We start from the raw sequence: 15381 nt of genomic DNA on the forward strand, positions 1-15381 counted from the left end.
ACCCAGCCCCGCCCGGCCCGGCCGCCCGTGCCCCTTGGCATCAACCTGGTCGAGACGAACACCGGAAGGCCGGCGGGCGCGGAAGAAGTAGTGGAAGAACTGGTCGCGGCGATGCGTCCCTTTCTGGGTGTTGCCGACTATGCGACGCTCAACCTGAACTGCCCGAATACAACTTCAGGCCGAAGCCCCTTCGACGAGCCGGGCACGCTGGGGACGTTGCTCTCGGGATATGCCGATTACGACGCCATGCCACCCACCTTCCTGAAGGTGGTGCCGACCACTGACCCCGCAACGATCGAGGGGACGCTCTCCGCCATGGATCCATTCCACTTCGTAAAGGGCATCGTGTTCGGTCTGCCGACCGGAAAGCCCTATGAAGGCCTGAAGACCCCGCCACAGGTCCTCGACCGCATGCCCGGGACCCTTTGCGGCCGGCCGACCCGGGCGCTGAGCGACGCGTCCATCCAGGCCTGGTATTCCCGGATGGATCGCGGCCGCCACGTGATCGTGGGCACCGGGGGGATTTTCAATGCCGAAGACGTCTACCGGAAGATCCGGTTGGGTGCGACCCTGGTCCAGGTCTACACGGCCCTCGTCTACCACGGTCCGACCCTGGTAAAGCGCATCAACCGCGGCCTGTGCCGCCTGATGACCCGGGACGGCCTGGACCGGATTGCCGATGCCGTGGGCGTGGACAATCCCCATACGAATCCGAACACGAATCCGCCTGCGAATCCGCGAAGTGCGCGAAATCCTGGTGGTGCCGTCGATGCCTGACGTAATCCCGTCCCTGGATTCGGTCACACCCGAATGGCTGACCTCCTTGCTTCGACAACGCGGTGTACTCGAACGAGGGCGGGTCCTGGACGTCAAGATCCGGTCCAATCCCGCGTTCAACTCAGTCGCGGCGCACCTGGAGCCCGTGTATTCCGCGGATGCCCCGGCAGGCGTCCCCGAACGCCTGTTCATCAAGATCAAACAGCATCGCTGGGGACGGGATGAAGTCTCCTTCTACCGGATGGCCATGAGGCAGAAGCCGCCGCTGCCCATGCTGATCCCCTTCATCGACGGCGCGTACGACGAGGACACGGGGATTTCGCACTGCCTGATGCTCGATGTCTCCGGAACGCATCATGCCCCCGTCTCCCGTGCAAGCCTGCTGGCAGGCGACGGCGTACCGAAAGCAGGGGAACTGGCCGGTTGCGTGGAAGCCCTGGCCAGCCTGCACGCATACTGGTGGGAACACCCGGACCTGAGGGACGGCCCTGTGAGGATCCCGACCCCTTTCACGGATGAAGAAAGTTACATGGCCGAGGTGCGGGACCAGGCCGAGGAATGGAGGCGATTCAGCGCATCGGCCGCTGCCGAACTGCCCCGCGAACTGATCGAGTTGTACGACCGTCGAATTGAAGCGCTGCCCACGCTGTGGGATCGATACCTGAAACATCGAATTGCCCGTTTCTCAAAGCTCACGGTGTGTCACTCGGACTGTTACTTCACCCAGTTCCTCTGTCCCGACGACCCGGAGATACACGGAACCTACCTGTCGGATATGGAGGAGGCATGCATCTACCTGGGCGCCGAAGACCTGGTCTACGTGTTCGCGACGTTCTGGACGCGTGAACAGCGACAGGAAAACGACCGGGAGTTACGATGCTTGAAGCGGTATTACGAGACGCTGGTGAATCGTGGTGTGAAGGATTACTCGTGGGATGATCTCTGCATGGATTACCGCCTGCAGATGATCTGGCGGGTTGAACTTCCCGTCTGGGATCAGCAGAACGGGAGTTCGCCGGACTACTGGCGACCCAAGATGCAATGCCTGGCCGATGCGTACCGCGACTGGGACTGCGCGGCCCTGCTGTAACCGGCTCGCCTAGAACGTGCCTTCCACGCTCAGCGTCGTGCCGCCGGTCTCCTTCTTGCGCACCTTGGACGACCGTATCCGCTCCTGCAGCTTCTCGTAGTAGAGCGCTTCGTCCACCGGGATATCGACCCAGTCGTCCTGCCAGGCGGAGAGGAGCATGGCGTTGGCCAGTTCGACGCCCCGGATGCCTTCGACGCCCGGCGCGATGAGCGGCGTGCCCTCCAGGATCGCGCGCACCCAGTCCTTCGTGATGCCGCGATGCTCTTCGCCTCCGGCCTGGAAGGGGATTTCGCATTTCCAGGTCTCCGGGCTGCCGAACCCGCCCTTCCATTCGCGGTTGAAGACGTCCGCCGGCGTGCGATTGCGCCAGAAGGTGATCCGCCCTTCCTCCATGACCACCTTCCCGTTGTCGCCCGTGATCTCCATGCGGTTGGTCCCGGGCGACTCGCCCGTGGTCGTGATGAAAACGCCCGTGGCGCCGTTTTCGTACTCGGCGTAGGCCGTCACGTCGTCTTCGACTTCGATGTCGTGGTACTTCCCGAAGCCGCAGAAGGCCCGGATGCGCACGGGCATGCCGCAGATCCACTGCCAGAGGTCGAGGTTGTGGGGGCACTGGTTGGCGAGCACGCCGCCGCCTTCACCGGACCACGTGGCGCGCCAACCGCCCGAGTCGTAGTAGCTCTGCGCACGGAACCAGTTCGTGATGATGTAGTTCGTCCGTCGTAGCTCGCCCAGTTCGCCCGATGACACGAGTTCCTTGAGCTTCCGGTGCTCGCCCAGCGTCCGCTGGTTGAACATCATTCCGAAGACGAGGCCGCTCTTCTCGGCCGCCGTGTTCATTTCCCGCACCTGGCGCGTGTATACGCCGGCCGGTTTTTCGCAGAGCACGTGCAGTCCCCGGTCAAAGGCCTTGATCGCCAGCGGCGGATGGTCGTAGTGGGGCGTCGCGATGATCAAGGCGTCGATCGCTGCGGACGCCAGTAGTTCATCGGCGCTTCCATAGGTCGAGACGTCGTCGCCGGCGAGCGATTTCGCCTGCGCCAGTTGATCCGGATCGACATCGCAGACGGCCTTCAGTACCGCGCCCGGCACTTCGTTCCCGGTGAGGTAATCGATGTGGAACCCGCCCATGTTCCCGAGGCCGATCACACCGATGCGTACGACGTCCATGGATCACTCCTTCATCCGGCGAGAGCGGCCGGCTTTCCGTTTCTCATCACGAAGGGGAAATGCTCGCCCGCCTGGTTCATGGGTGCCCCGTCCGGCACGTCGACGAAGGCTTTCATGACGTGCTGCCCGGACGCGACGAAGCGGGACGCGCCCGTCATGTAGTGCATGGCGATGGCGCGCCTGGGTTGATCGGAATGATTGAAGGGCGAGCCGTGCCAGGTCAGCGAGTGGTGGAACGAGACTTCACCGGTCTTCACCGGCCAGGGCCGGGGATCTACCTTCTCCGCGCCACTGCGGCCCGGCGGCGTGAAGCCTTCGATCCGACCGAAGTCCTCCGTCTGCTGCAGGTGGGCCTGCGTCCGCAGGAACTCGATCTGGTTGCCCCACCGGTGGCTGCCCGGCGTCATCCACATGCACCCGTTCTCCACCGTCGCGTCGTCGAGGGCGACCCAGGCGGATACCGGCGTCATGGGCCGTATGATGGGCCACAGCGGCGCATCCTGGTGCCAACTGGTTACGCCGCCGTAGCCCGCCGGCTTGTACTGGATCTGGTCGTGCCAGACCATCAGTTCGTCCGCCTCGGTGAGCCGGCTGATGGCATCCACGATGAAAGGATGGTGGATCAGGCGCCGGTAGGCGCCGGACACTTCCCAGATGTTCACGATCTGCCAGACGCAGCGTTCCGGTTCCCGATCGCGGACCATGTTGTGGAAAAGCACCGGTCTCGGCCCGTCCTCGGGAAAACCTTCAGGGCCGGTGTCGAGCACGCGCTGCAACTCGTCGCGAAGTTCCTGGACCCCGGAGTCGTCCAGGACGCGGCCGCCGTTGAGGAACCCGTTGCGGTGAAATTCGGCTATTTGGTCATCGGTCAACATCCCGGCGCCTCCCGTTTCGTCCGCGTACGAAGCACGGGAACAACCCATGCCATCGACGCATTTCCGTCTCCTTTGATGACGCATCTGCTGTATTCATGAACGTGTATATTCCAGGTTACCAATTTACCCCCCGGCACGAAGCCGCCAAAGCCTTTTTTGAAGGAAGCCCCGTGTTGACAATACCGGCTTAAATCCCTATAATACGCATGTTGTCCGGCCCGGATCGATCGGACCGCATACCGGCAGAAAGCACCATGTTCTGCATGTGAAAAACTAACCAGACCCGTAGTATCCGGGCGTAAATCACGGTCCGGAACGCCATGTCCATCCGGAGCAAACCGCTCCCCTGCCCAGGAGGAAAGGCCAGCCGATGTCCGAAGCACCTACCGCACCCACCGAAACCATGGAATTCAAGAGCGAGTTGCGGCAGATCCTTCACCTGATCACCCATTCGCTCTACTCCAACAAGGAAATCTTCCTCCGCGAACTGATCAGCAACGCCAGCGACGCGATCAACAAGATCCGCTTCAATTCCATCAACAACAGCGACCTGCTCGACGGCGACACCGAGTGGAAGATCAAGCTGATTGCAGACAAGGACAAGAACACGCTGACGGTTTCCGACAACGGCACGGGGATGTCCCGCGAAACCATTATTGATCAGCTGGGCACGATCGCGAAGTCCGGCACCCGGGCCTTCCTGGAGACCCTGCGGCAGGCGGACGAAGCCAGCCGTCCCGAGTTGATCGGCCAGTTCGGCGTGGGTTTCTACTCGGCGTTCATGGTGGCCGACCGGGTGACGGTGGTCTCCCGCCTGGCGGGCGATCCGAAAGACCAGGGCGTCCGCTGGGTCTCCGCGGGAGAGGGCGAGTTCACCATCAAGTCGGTGGAGAAGGAGGCCCACGGGACCGACGTCACGCTCCATCTTAAGGAGGACGAGAAGGAGTTCCTGGAGGAATGGCGGCTGCGGCAGGTGGTCAAGGAGTTCTCCGATTTCATCGAGTACCCGGTCGTCATGGACGTGGAACGGCACGAACCCGTCGAGGGAGAGGACGACAAGACGGAGGCGGTGGTCCGGGAAGAGACGCTCAATTCCATGAAGGCCCTCTGGCTGCGTTCGAAGGACGAGATCGAAGAAGACGAGTACAACGCCTTCTACCGCCAGATCTCCCACGATTACGGCGATCCTGCGAAGGTGATCCACTACACCGCCGAGGGGCTGACGGAGTTCAAGGTGCTGCTCTTCATCCCGGCGAAGCGGCCCTTCGACATGATGTTCGGCGATCCCAAGGTAGGACCCAGGCTGTACGTGCAGCGGGTCCAGATCATGGAAAACTGCGAGGAGCTGCTGCCGCCCTACCTGCGCTTCATCAAGGGCGTGGTGGACTGCGCGGACCTGCCCCTCAACGTCTCCCGCGAGATCCTGCAGCAGAACCCCATCCTCGACCGCATCCGGAAGAACATCGTCAAGCGGATCTTCACGGTGCTGGAGGAGATGAAGAAGGACGAGTTCGACAAGTACGTGGAATTCTACCGGGAACTGGGCCTGATCCTCAAGGAGGGGATGGCGCAGGACTTCGAGAACCGGGACACCCTGACCTCTCTGGCCGTGTACGAGTCCATGAACACCGAGGCCGGGAAGTACATTTCCATGGATGAATACGTAGACCAGATGCCGCCCGACCAGGATGAGATCTACTACCTGATCGGCGAGCACCGCGGCATGCTCGAGCGGACGCCGTACCTGGAGGTCTTCCGGGACCGCGGCTGGAACGTCCTCTTCATGACGGACCCCATCGACGAATTCGTCATGTCGTCGGTGGACGAGTACCGCGAGAAGAAGTACAAGGCGGCGGACAAAGGCGACATTGCGGCGGACGAAACCGATAAGGCCAAAGCGGAAGACGACGAGAAGACCTTCCAGGCCCTGATCGAGGCCCTGAAGGGCAAGATTCCGGAGGTGCAGGATATCCGGCTGTCCACGCGCCTCAAGGACAGCGCCTCCTGCCTGGTGGCCGACGAGGGCGCCATGAGCGCCCACATGGAACGGCTCATGCAGCGCATGGGCGAGGGCGGCGGCCAGACCTCCAAGCGCATCCTGGAACTCAACGCCGGACATCCCGTGGTCCAGGGCCTGCAGAAGCTCCACGACAGCGACGGCGAAGATGCACGCGTCGAATCCATCGGCCGCCTGCTGTACGAGCAGGCCGTGGTGGCCGAGGGGTCCAAGCTCGACGATCCCGTAGGCTTCGCGAGCCGGATCAACGACCTGCTGGTCAAGGAACTGATCCGGATTTAGCGCGGCACAACGAGACGACTGTACGCCATGCGCACTCCCACCGTACTTGTATCGATCCTCTTGCTGGCCTCCTGCGGCGAAAGTGAGCGCGGCGGGGAACAGTCGGGGACCACCACGGAAGGCGGCCGCGTCAACTCGATCGGTGTGACGCTGCCCGACGACGCCGTGGACGCCTCCCGCCAGGTGCTCCGGTCCATGAGCCCCGAGCCGAAGAGCCTGGACCCCAGTATCGAGCCCTACGACACCGAGCAGACGATCCTGCCCTTCGAGGCCCTGTTGTTCAAGGACGAGCACTGGAACCCGATCCCGGGCGCCGCGCACAGCTGGGGCTCGGATGACGGGATAATCTGGACCTTCAACCTCAGGTCCGGGATGCGCTGGAGCGACGGGTCGCCGCTGACGGCCCACGACTTCGTGTATTCCTACCGCCGGATGCTCGACCCCGAATCCACCAACATCTACGCTTTCTTCTATTACGACATCAAGAACGCCGAAGCGATCGTCAAGGGGGAGAACAAGGACCTCGGGTCCCTGGGCGTCCGGGCCGTGGACGATACGACCCTGGTCATCGAAACCGAAAAGCGGGCGCCCTACCTGCCCCATATCGTTTCTTTCGGCGACGCCATGCCGGTGCCGAAGCGGCTCGTGGACAAATACGGCCGCAAGTGGACCGAACCGCAGAACATCATCACGAATTCCGGCTTCATGGTCACGGAGTGGGTCAACGGCAGCCACATGACGCTTGTTCCCAATCCCTACTACAACGGCCCCCACAAGCCCTTCCTGGAGAAGGTGATCCACCCTTTTCGCAACGCGGCCGCGGCCACCATCCTTCCTTACGAGAGCGACGAGGTCGACATGGAGAACGTGGACGTGAACGACCTGGAACGCATCGAGCGTGATCCCGAACTGAAGAAAGATCTCGTGCGCTTTCACGGACTGAATACCTGGTATCTCTTCTTCAGGACGCAGCTGCCGCCCTTCGACGACATTCGCGTCCGGGAAGCCTTCACGCGGGTGATGGACCGCGACAACATCTGCAACATCATCCTGCGGGGCGGGGCCGTGCCGGCCTATTCCATGATCCCACCCGGCTTCAGGGAATTCGAGGGCGACACGCACGCCGCGGTGCAGGGATTCGATCCCGAACGGGCGCGGCAACTGATGCGCGAGGCCGGATATCCAGGTGGTCAGGGATTCCCCCGCCAGGAACTGTGGCTAAGGGCGCCTACCCCCTCCGACCGCCTGATCGGCGTGGCGATACAGAGCATGCTGAAAGAACATCTCGGCGTCGACGTGGACATCCGGACGGCCGACCTGCACACCTACATGGACCATCTGTACGAGTGGAACATGAACCTCGGGCTGATCGCCTTCGGCGCCGATTTCCTCGACCCCCGCAACATACTGGACATGATCTGGCACTCCCAGCCCCGGGGCCACGGCCGGCAGGACTGGCACAATCCCGACTTCGACCGCCTCGTGGATGCAGCCGCGGCCGAACTGAATCCGGAGATCAGGGAAAGTCTGTACCGTGAAGCCTCGGCCGTCCACGTGGCGGACTATCCCGGCGCGTTCCTCTATCACAAGATGGGTCTGCAGCTCCGGAAACCCTGGCTGAAGGGCTATGCCGTAAACGACGACGGCACCGTGGGTTCCTTCCGCTGGCATAAGTTATACATCGCCGAGGTGGAAGATGGGGAGTAGGGATCTTTCCGGGAGTAAGCGGGGCCCGGCCGTCCTTCGTTTACCGGCCGCGCTACGCCGGCCGCTCGGATACCGTCTCCTGCCCGCGCCGCTCGTATTGCCCACCTGTCACTTGTTCATTACGCCGCTCGCCCTATGCTTTGCGGCCTTGCTTTGGATGCCCGGGTCGGCCGCAGCCCAGGAAAGCCCGGTCCTCCTCGAAGCGATCAGCGTCCTCCCCGTCGAGGGTCCCGAATCCAACCAGCCATCGGGACTCTTCGTCCATAACGACACCCTGTACACCGTTTCCGACAAGCACGACGATACCATCTTCCGGATTGAACTCCGGGAGGATGTCGCGGTATTCGTTCCGCATATACGGTTCGAGGCGCCCAAACCCTTCGGGGTGTTCAGGCTGGACCTGGAGGGCATCACCCGCGATGACGACGGAAGCTTCTATCTCGCCAGCGAAGGGGCGTTCGCCATTCTGAAGGTCGACGCGGACGGAAAGAAGGCATCCTGGGTCACCACGAGCCTCCGGAAAACAGGCGCATCGGCGGGGCTTTTCCAGACGCGCGGCGGATATCTCGAGGGCATCACGCTGATGGCCCGGGACCGGTTCCTGGTCACCGCGGAAAGGGAGCCCTGCGGCCTGATCGAAGTCGACATGGCCCCGGTGCAAAGGATCGTGGAGATCGCCAATCATGGCGCAACGGACAGTTACACGGGCCTGCACCGGGAGGTCGAAAACGTATACATCCTTCAGAGAAGCACCGCGACCATCCGGAGGACCATCCGGTACCTGGACGTGGACAGTCCCTCAACGATCTGGTCCTTCGCCCATATCGTCAACGACCCGGAATACCTCTATCAGCACGAACAGTTTGGCGCGAAAACGGCGGAGGGGCTCGCCATGGACCGCGACCGGGTCTACGTCATCCTCGACAACAACAACGACGCGCGCCGGATGTACCCCACCGATCACAGACCCTTGCTCCTGATCATGAAGCGGCCCGGGTGAAGCGGCCATGAATCGTGATGCCCAGGACAGGCTGGTACGCCTCTTCCGCCGTACGTTCGGCCGTGCGCCGTCGCGCATCGCCGCCCTAGGCGCGGACGGCTCGAGTCGGCAATACTTTCGGCTGGCGGACGGGGGACGGACGGTCATCGGGACGGCAAACGAAGACCTCCGGGAAAACGTCGCCTTCCTTACGCTGTCCCGCCACTTCCGCCGCCATGGCCTGCCGGTGCCCGAGATCTTCGCCGAGGACCTGGAACAGGGCGTCTATCTGCAGCAGGACCTGGGTGACGAGACGCTGTACGACCGGGTGGCCGCCACGCGAGCGGAGGAGGGCACTTTTTCGGAAGGGCCGGCCGCGATGTACCGGCGGGTGCTCGACGACCTGCCCCGTTTCCAGGTCACCGCGGCAGCGGACCTGGACTTCTCGGTCTGTTACCCCAGGAGCCGGTTCGACGCGCAGTCCATCCGGTGGGACCTGAACTACTTCAAGTATCACTTCTTGAAGCTCGTGCCGGTGGACTTCGACGAGCAGGCCCTCGAAAACGATTTCGAGCGGCTCACGGCGTTCCTCCTGGAAGCGGATACCCATTTCTTCCTGTACCGTGACTTCCAGTCCCGCAACATCATGTGGCATGAGGGACGCCCGCATTACATCGACTACCAGGGCGGGCGGCAGGGCGCGCTTCAATACGACGTGGCGTCTCTTCTGCTGGATGCCAAGGCCGACATCCCGTGGGAGATCCGGGACGAACTCCTGGATCACTATGTCGAAGCGGCCGGCGAGTATGCCCCCCTTCGCCGGGATGCGTTCCTGGCGCACTATTACGGTTACGCCCTGGTCCGTCTCATGCAGGCGCTGGGCGCCTACGGGTACCGTGGCTTGTACGAAGGCAAGTCCCACTTCCTGACCAGCATCTCCCACGGCGTCCGCAACCTCGAGGGGCTGCTCGAGCGGGACGGCCCGCCGGTCGACCTGCCTGAGTTGAACCGTGCCTGGTCGCGCATCGTCGACGACCCGGCGCTTCGGAGAATGGGCGAGGTTTCCGGCGAAGGACTGACCGTCCACCTCTGGAGTTTTTCCTATCACCTCGGTCTGCCCCGGGATCCGAGCGGAAACGGCGGCGGGTTCATCTTCGACTGCCGGATCGTGAAGAACCCCGGCCGTATACCGGAATACGCGGATCTGACGGGAAAGGACGCGCCGGTGGCGGCCTTCCTGGACGAACTCGAGGAGGCACGGTCCTTCCTGGGGGATGCGCTGACCATGGTCGACCGGGCGGTCGAACACCACCTGCGTCGCGGGTTCACGGACCTGACCGTCGCCTTCGGGTGCACGGGCGGTCAGCACCGCTCGGTGTATTTCGCGGAACGGCTGGCGGCGCACCTGAAGGAGCGTCCGGGCTTGAAGGTCCGGCTCAGGCACCGGGAGCAGGAGGATTCGTGAAGGCCATGATCCTTGCGGCGGGCCTGGGCACCCGGCTCCGGCCCCTCACCGACGCCCGGCCCAAAGCCCTTGTAGAGGTCGCCGGCCGGCCGATGCTTTACTGGGTGATCGCGCGGCTCGCCCGCCATGGTTTCAACGACATCATCATCAATGCTCACCATTTCGCGGAACAGATCGAGGCCTTCGCGGCCGCGTACGATAGTCCCGGCGTTTCGCTGACCGTTTCCGTGGAGGAGGAGATCCTCGACACGGGCGGCGGGGTGCGCATGGCCGCGTGGTTCTTCCACCGCGAGGAGCCGTTCCTGGTGCACAACGTGGATGTGCTGACCGACCTGGATCTGTCCGCGCTGATGACGGCCCACCGGGCATCGGAAGCCGGTTCGGCGTGTGGCGCTCGTTCGGCGCCGGGTGCCCACCGGGCATCGGAAGCCGGTTCGGCGAGTGGCGCCCTGGTCACCGTCGCCGTGAAGAAAAGGAAGAGTACGCGCCACCTGCTTTTCGACGAGGCGGGACGGCTGGGCGGCTGGCGTTCGGATATCACGGGAGAGACGCGCACGGTCCGGCCGATGGAGGGTCCCGTCACCTCCCTGCCCTTCATGGGCGTCTACGTCATGTCGCTGGCGGCGTTGGGCAAGATGACCGGTTCCGGTTCCTTTTCGATCATCGACTTCTTCCTGGATCTGGCGGGTACGGGCAGCCCAATTCAGGCCTTTCGGGCCGAAGAAGCCCGGTGGGCGGATCTCGGAAGCGTGGACCGAATCGCGGCGGCGGAGCGGCTGTTCGGAAAGGACTGGTTCGCGGATTTCGGTTAGTCCGTTCTCCAGGAAAACACCGGTGCGCAAAGGCCGGGCTTCGCGCCAACGGTCGAAAAGACTTGAAGCGCCAGGCGCCTGCGGTTATCTTAAGACTGTACCTATCTTCCTCTAAACACGCCCTCACCCAAAGGAGGTTTAAGTGGACGTATCGTCCTCCCGCGGCGCGAGGCAGTGTCTGCGTAGTCTGCTCTATCGCGGTTGTTGCCCCCGCCGAAACTTGTCTCCCACATAACCGGCGACAGCGGGTAATTGCGCGACTAAGACTTATCCCTCGGGATTCGCGCTCATTGAGTGTCTCTAGTTGAGCGTCACGATTTGAGCGTCTCCGATAGTTCTCGCGGAACGGCTTTCTCCCAATTTGCGGCCCCGACGGCCTTCTTGTTCGTTCCACCCGGGGCGATGGCGGTTCGTGGATGCACGGGCATCCCTGCTTGAAACCGCCTGGATTCCGATCCAATCGCAGCTTTTCTTTTCTCCCCGCGCGGATCGAACTACAGGGTCCGAGCCGCTCTTCGTGGGTCCGAGCCGCCCTTCGTGAGTCCGCGATGTTACACTTGGGTCCGCGCCACAATGAACGGGTCTGACGCCCCATCCCGTCGCTACCCGAAACGAGTCGAGTTGCGAGGAGCACGCGGCGCGGTTCCAATCTCCGGACGCCGGATATCCGTTATCAGTAAGGAAGGTACCATGATTAGAAGCATGAATGGCAAGACCCCCAGGTTTCGGATATACGATCTCAGGAACTACAGGAAAATACCGCAGATCGACAGGCTCCCGGACGACCTGAAGTTCGAAATGGAAGTCGTGGCGCGGGTTCTGCCGTTCCGGACCAATTCCCACGTGGTGGAGCACCTGATCCAATGGGAGAATATCCCTGACGATCCCATGTTCCAGCTCACTTTCCCGCAGCGGGAAATGCTGTCGCCGGACCACTTCGACGAGGTGGCGGCCCTGGTGAAAAAAGAGGCGGGTGAAGCGGAAATGGAGCGGACCGTGAACCGGATCCGATGGGATCTGAACCCACAGCCCGCGGGTCAACTCGAGCACAACGTCCCCAGGGAGGACAACGAGAAACTGGACGGCATGCAGCACAAGTACCGGGAAACGGTCCTGTTCTTCCCGTCCCAGGGCCAGACCTGCCACGCCTACTGTACCTTCTGCTTCCGCTGGCCCCAGTTCGTGGGCATCGATGAGCTGAAGTTCGCCAGCCGCGAGGTCGAAAGCCTCATCAGGTACCTCGAAGACAATCCCCAGGTCACCGACGTGCTTTTCACGGGCGGCGATCCCATGGTCATGCGGGCAAAGAACCTCAGCGTGTATATCGATGCGTTGCTGAAGGCGGATCTCCCTAATCTGCACACGATCCGGATCGGGACGAAATCGCTGGCCTACTGGCCTTACAAGTACCTCACCGACCCGGATGCGGACGACGTGCTGGCGTTGTTCGAACGGATCACCCGCGCCGGCAAGCACCTGGCGGTCATGGCCCATTGCAGCCATCCCGCCGAACTCCAGCCCGACGTGGTGTCAAAGGCGGTCAGCCGGATCCGCGGTACGGGAGCGAAGGTTTACACGCAGTCGCCCATCCTGAGGAACATCAACGACGATCCGGACACGTGGGCGACCATGTGGCGCAGGCAGGTGGACCTGGGGATGGTGCCGTACTACATGTTCATGGTGCGGGACACCGGCGTGCAGCACTTCTTCGCCGTGCCGATGGTACGGGCCTGGGAGATCTTCCAGAACGCCTATCAGCAGGTAAGCGGGATCTGCCGAACCGTGCGCGGACCCAGCATGTCGGCCCATCCCGGCAAGGTCCACGTAATGGGCATCAGCGAGGTCCACGGGGAGAAGATCATCGCCCTCCGGTTCCTGCAGGGACGCAATCCCGACTGGGTCCTGCGGCCGTTTTTTGCCAGGTACGACGAAGAAGCCATCTGGCTGGACGACCTCGAGCCGGCCTTCGGCGAAGAGACGTTCTTTTTCGAGAAGGAACTGGCGCAGTTGTGCGAGGAGGACCAGCCCTCCGGCCAGTGGGACGAAATGGAATCGCTGGTGCTGGAAGGCGTGGGGTGGAATTGATGCGTTGTGCAGGTTAAGGTCCGGTACCACTAAACAGTTCTGCAATCGTGGTACCTTGGGATTCCCGCGGATCCTGGCTACCCACCAGGTAAGCCAGGATCGGTTCTAGTTCCTGAGGTCTGTTCTTCTCCAACTACCGCCGCGGTCAACTTTTCCCCGGCCCACTGGTTTATACTCACGCCGTCGACTTCGGCCGCCTCGGCTACCGCTGCGTGGATTTCAGGATCAATACGCAACAGAAGTCTCCCGGAATAAGGTTTGTTCGGAGTCTCTCCCCGTTCGTCACAGCTTTCCAGGTAGAACTCAACCGCCTCTTCAAAAGCCTCGCGAACTTCTCCTACGCTTTCTCCGTGAAACGTGATGATGTCGCGAATACCAGCCACACGTCCGACGAAACATCCGTCCTCGTCGCTGTATTCGATGCGCGCTGGATATCCTCTGTAACGCATCGGTTTCATGGCCGACACCCGTCTTCGGGAGAGGTCTTCCGTTGGCGACTATTCATGCTAAATGATATCACATTATAATATCACCAGCAAGTTTTTTTTATTCGTCACCGCAAGCGCCAGGTCTAATCCCCCAACCCCGCATGCCGGCAGACGATTTCCACGGCCTTGACCAGGGTCTTCGCGCCGCGCACCGCGTATTCCTCGATCAGGTTGCCCTCCTGGTCTAACGTACCCAGGCCGGGCCCGAGGAACATCTTCCCACTGTAGATCGTGGCGGGTTCGACGCCCATGTGCTCCTGGGCGAGCACGATGGGGTTGGTATTGGCCCACAGGTCTTCGAGGTTGAAGATCGGGATGCCGAAGGCGCCGTCCTTCCACGTGCGTTCGTAGTTGAGCTCGGTGCCGCCCAACTGGTAGGTCTTCGTGAAGATCAGGTCGTCGCGGAAGCGCGCGGGCTCCATCTCCGCGAATTCCTCCACGATGATTTCGTGGAACCGGTCTATGGGGTCCGTGACCAGTCGGGGCCGGTCGCGCAGGACCTTCAGGTAGGCGGTCAGGCCCACCAGGGTGTCCCGGCCCGGATCGCTGAAGGTGTAGACCGCCTTTCCGTGGGAGGACAGTTCGCCGTAGCGCTGACCGCCAAGGCCCATGCCCTTTCGAATCGGGTTGATGGTCTCCTCTTTTCCGATGAGCAGTCCCGATGCGGGCGCGCGGCCCGGCTTGTCCATGCTGTAAGTGATGATGTCGCAGCCGATGTCCCGCGGGTCCATGCCCACGATGGGAATCGAGCCCCCTGTGTCGACGATGTATGGGACGTCGTAATCCCGGGCCACGTCGGCCAGTTCCTTAAGGAGGATGGGCGCGCCATTCTCGTCCTGCGCACCGAGCCCGTAGCTGGGGGTGTCGTATCCCACCGTGGCGATGCCCGTGAGCAGCGAAGCGTTTCGCTTGGCGGCTTTCTTCACGTTTTCGATGGTGCCGTCCACGTCGACGGAGGTGAGCAGCGACGTGGGATTGTACCGGATCCCGTGGGGATCGTACTTCGCACCGGCCATGCGGACGTAGAGCGTCTCGAGGTTCGCGAGGCTCTTGTTCTCGATGCCCAGTTCGCCGCCGGCGATGGTCCGGTCCACGAGGAGGTTCTTGTACCGCGGCGGGAAGGCCCGTCCGTATCCGCCGATCCATTCGTAGTCTTCCCCGTAGGGCATGATCAGGCGGCCGCGGTAGATGTCGCCGTGGCGCATGGAGGGCGGCGCGCACAGGGTCTCGAGCGTGAGGCGCAGCAGCGCTTCGCAGGTATTGGCGGCTACTGCGTCGTACTCGTCGCCGTAGACGTCCTTGACGACTTCACGGAGTTCGTCTTCGATCACCCGGACCGGGAAGGTCTTGCCGCCCCGGTTGGCTTCCACGATCGCGTCGAGTACGTAGTCGGGCAGGTTGCCCGGCCTGGCCGAGCTGCCAGCGTACAGGCCGATGTCCTGCTTCAGCTTCAGCGTGCCGATTTCCTCACCGTATCGTCGTGCCTCCTCGACGATACCGGGAAAGCTGTCGTAGATCGACTGGTACCACTGGTACTTGTACATGGTTGGTCTTTTTCGGATCGAAGGTCCACCCGGACCGACCCGGTGTCGGACGTGCCGGAAAACGCTTCTGATGTCGGCACCCGCGCCGGA

General features: G+C 62.4%; 11 protein-coding genes and 1 pseudogene. 8 read left to right on the forward strand and 4 right to left on the reverse strand.

Annotation, left to right across the window (positions count from 1 at the left end):
* Both F4Y38_01475 and F4Y38_01480 read left to right on the forward strand, forming a co-directional pair.
* On the forward strand, window positions 1-777 hold a 777-nt coding region (locus tag F4Y38_01475; protein MXY47948.1), incomplete at its 5' end, for a hypothetical protein.
* Window positions 680-1867 carry a DUF1679 domain-containing protein gene (locus F4Y38_01480; GenBank protein ID MXY47949.1) on the forward strand — a complete coding sequence of 396 codons (1188 nt, stop codon included), beginning with the start codon at window positions 680-682 and terminating at the stop codon, window positions 1865-1867. The genes F4Y38_01475 and F4Y38_01480, both read left to right, overlap by 98 nt.
* A 9-nt stretch (window positions 1868-1876) precedes the next feature.
* On the opposite strand, the gene F4Y38_01485 is transcribed toward F4Y38_01480, so the two are convergent.
* Both F4Y38_01485 and F4Y38_01490 read right to left on the reverse strand, forming a co-directional pair.
* A complete protein-coding gene (locus F4Y38_01485) occupies window positions 1877-3037 on the reverse strand; it encodes a Gfo/Idh/MocA family oxidoreductase (protein MXY47950.1) in 1161 nt (386 codons plus the stop codon).
* Between the two features lie 11 nt (window positions 3038-3048).
* Window positions 3049-3912, reverse strand: a complete 864-nt coding sequence (locus F4Y38_01490) for a phytanoyl-CoA dioxygenase family protein (protein ID MXY47951.1) — start codon at window positions 3910-3912, stop codon at window positions 3049-3051.
* A gap of 370 nt (window positions 3913-4282) precedes the next feature.
* On the opposite strand from F4Y38_01490, the gene htpG reads away from it, so the two are divergent.
* The 6 genes and pseudogenes from htpG to F4Y38_01520 all read left to right on the forward strand — a co-directional run bounded on the left by htpG (window position 4283) and on the right by F4Y38_01520 (window position 13184).
* A complete protein-coding gene (htpG, locus tag F4Y38_01495; GenBank protein MXY47952.1) occupies window positions 4283-6211 on the forward strand; it encodes a molecular chaperone HtpG in 1929 nt (642 codons plus the stop codon).
* Window positions 6212-6238: 27 nt separating this feature from the next.
* Window positions 6239-7918, forward strand: a complete 1680-nt coding sequence (locus tag F4Y38_01500; GenBank protein ID MXY47953.1) for a peptide ABC transporter substrate-binding protein — start codon at window positions 6239-6241, stop codon at window positions 7916-7918.
* The gene (locus F4Y38_01505) at window positions 7908-8918 is read left to right on the forward strand and encodes an esterase-like activity of phytase family protein (protein ID MXY47954.1); all 1011 of its coding nucleotides are present in this window, start codon (window positions 7908-7910) and stop codon (window positions 8916-8918) included. Before F4Y38_01500 ends, F4Y38_01505 begins: the two co-directional genes overlap by 11 nt.
* A gap of 7 nt (window positions 8919-8925) precedes the next feature.
* Window positions 8926-10362: a phosphotransferase gene (locus tag F4Y38_01510; protein MXY47955.1), complete on the forward strand. Its 1437-nt coding sequence runs from the start codon at window positions 8926-8928 to the stop codon at window positions 10360-10362.
* Window positions 10359-11174, forward strand: coding sequence for an NTP transferase domain-containing protein (locus tag F4Y38_01515; GenBank protein ID MXY47956.1), 816 nt, complete (start codon window positions 10359-10361; stop codon window positions 11172-11174). The genes F4Y38_01510 and F4Y38_01515 overlap by 4 nt, the downstream gene beginning before the upstream one ends.
* 690 nt (window positions 11175-11864) lie before the next feature.
* Window positions 11865-13184, forward strand: a pseudogene (locus F4Y38_01520) (lysine 2,3-aminomutase).
* A gap of 152 nt (window positions 13185-13336) precedes the next feature.
* Here the strand turns inward: F4Y38_01520 and F4Y38_01525 are convergent.
* Both F4Y38_01525 and F4Y38_01530 read right to left on the reverse strand, forming a co-directional pair.
* The gene (locus tag F4Y38_01525) at window positions 13337-13717 is read right to left on the reverse strand and encodes a type II toxin-antitoxin system HicB family antitoxin (protein MXY47957.1); all 381 of its coding nucleotides are present in this window, start codon (window positions 13715-13717) and stop codon (window positions 13337-13339) included.
* Between the two features lie 113 nt (window positions 13718-13830).
* The gene (locus F4Y38_01530; GenBank protein ID MXY47958.1) at window positions 13831-15291 is read right to left on the reverse strand and encodes a hypothetical protein; all 1461 of its coding nucleotides are present in this window, start codon (window positions 15289-15291) and stop codon (window positions 13831-13833) included.
* Between the last annotated feature and the right edge of the window lie 90 nt (window positions 15292-15381).

This window comes from Gemmatimonadota bacterium (assembly GCA_009838645.1).
Lineage (GTDB): Bacteria > JAAXHH01 > JAAXHH01 > JAAXHH01 > JAAXHH01 > JAAXHH01.

Coding starts and splice junctions, on each gene's coding strand:
- F4Y38_01525 (MXY47957.1), bottom strand. CDS start 13,717: ATGAAACCGATGCGTTACAGAGGATATCCAGCGCGCATCGAATACAGC.
- F4Y38_01485 (MXY47950.1), bottom strand. CDS start 3,037: ATGGACGTCGTACGCATCGGTGTGATCGGCCTCGGGAACATGGGCGGG.
- F4Y38_01490 (MXY47951.1), bottom strand. CDS start 3,912: ATGTTGACCGATGACCAAATAGCCGAATTTCACCGCAACGGGTTCCTC.
- F4Y38_01505 (MXY47954.1), top strand. CDS start 7,908: ATGGGGAGTAGGGATCTTTCCGGGAGTAAGCGGGGCCCGGCCGTCCTT.
- F4Y38_01480 (MXY47949.1), top strand. CDS start 680: ATGCCGTGGGCGTGGACAATCCCCATACGAATCCGAACACGAATCCGC.
- F4Y38_01510 (MXY47955.1), top strand. CDS start 8,926: ATGAATCGTGATGCCCAGGACAGGCTGGTACGCCTCTTCCGCCGTACG.
- F4Y38_01500 (MXY47953.1), top strand. CDS start 6,239: ATGCGCACTCCCACCGTACTTGTATCGATCCTCTTGCTGGCCTCCTGC.
- htpG (MXY47952.1), top strand. CDS start 4,283: ATGTCCGAAGCACCTACCGCACCCACCGAAACCATGGAATTCAAGAGC.
- F4Y38_01530 (MXY47958.1), bottom strand. CDS start 15,291: ATGTACAAGTACCAGTGGTACCAGTCGATCTACGACAGCTTTCCCGGT.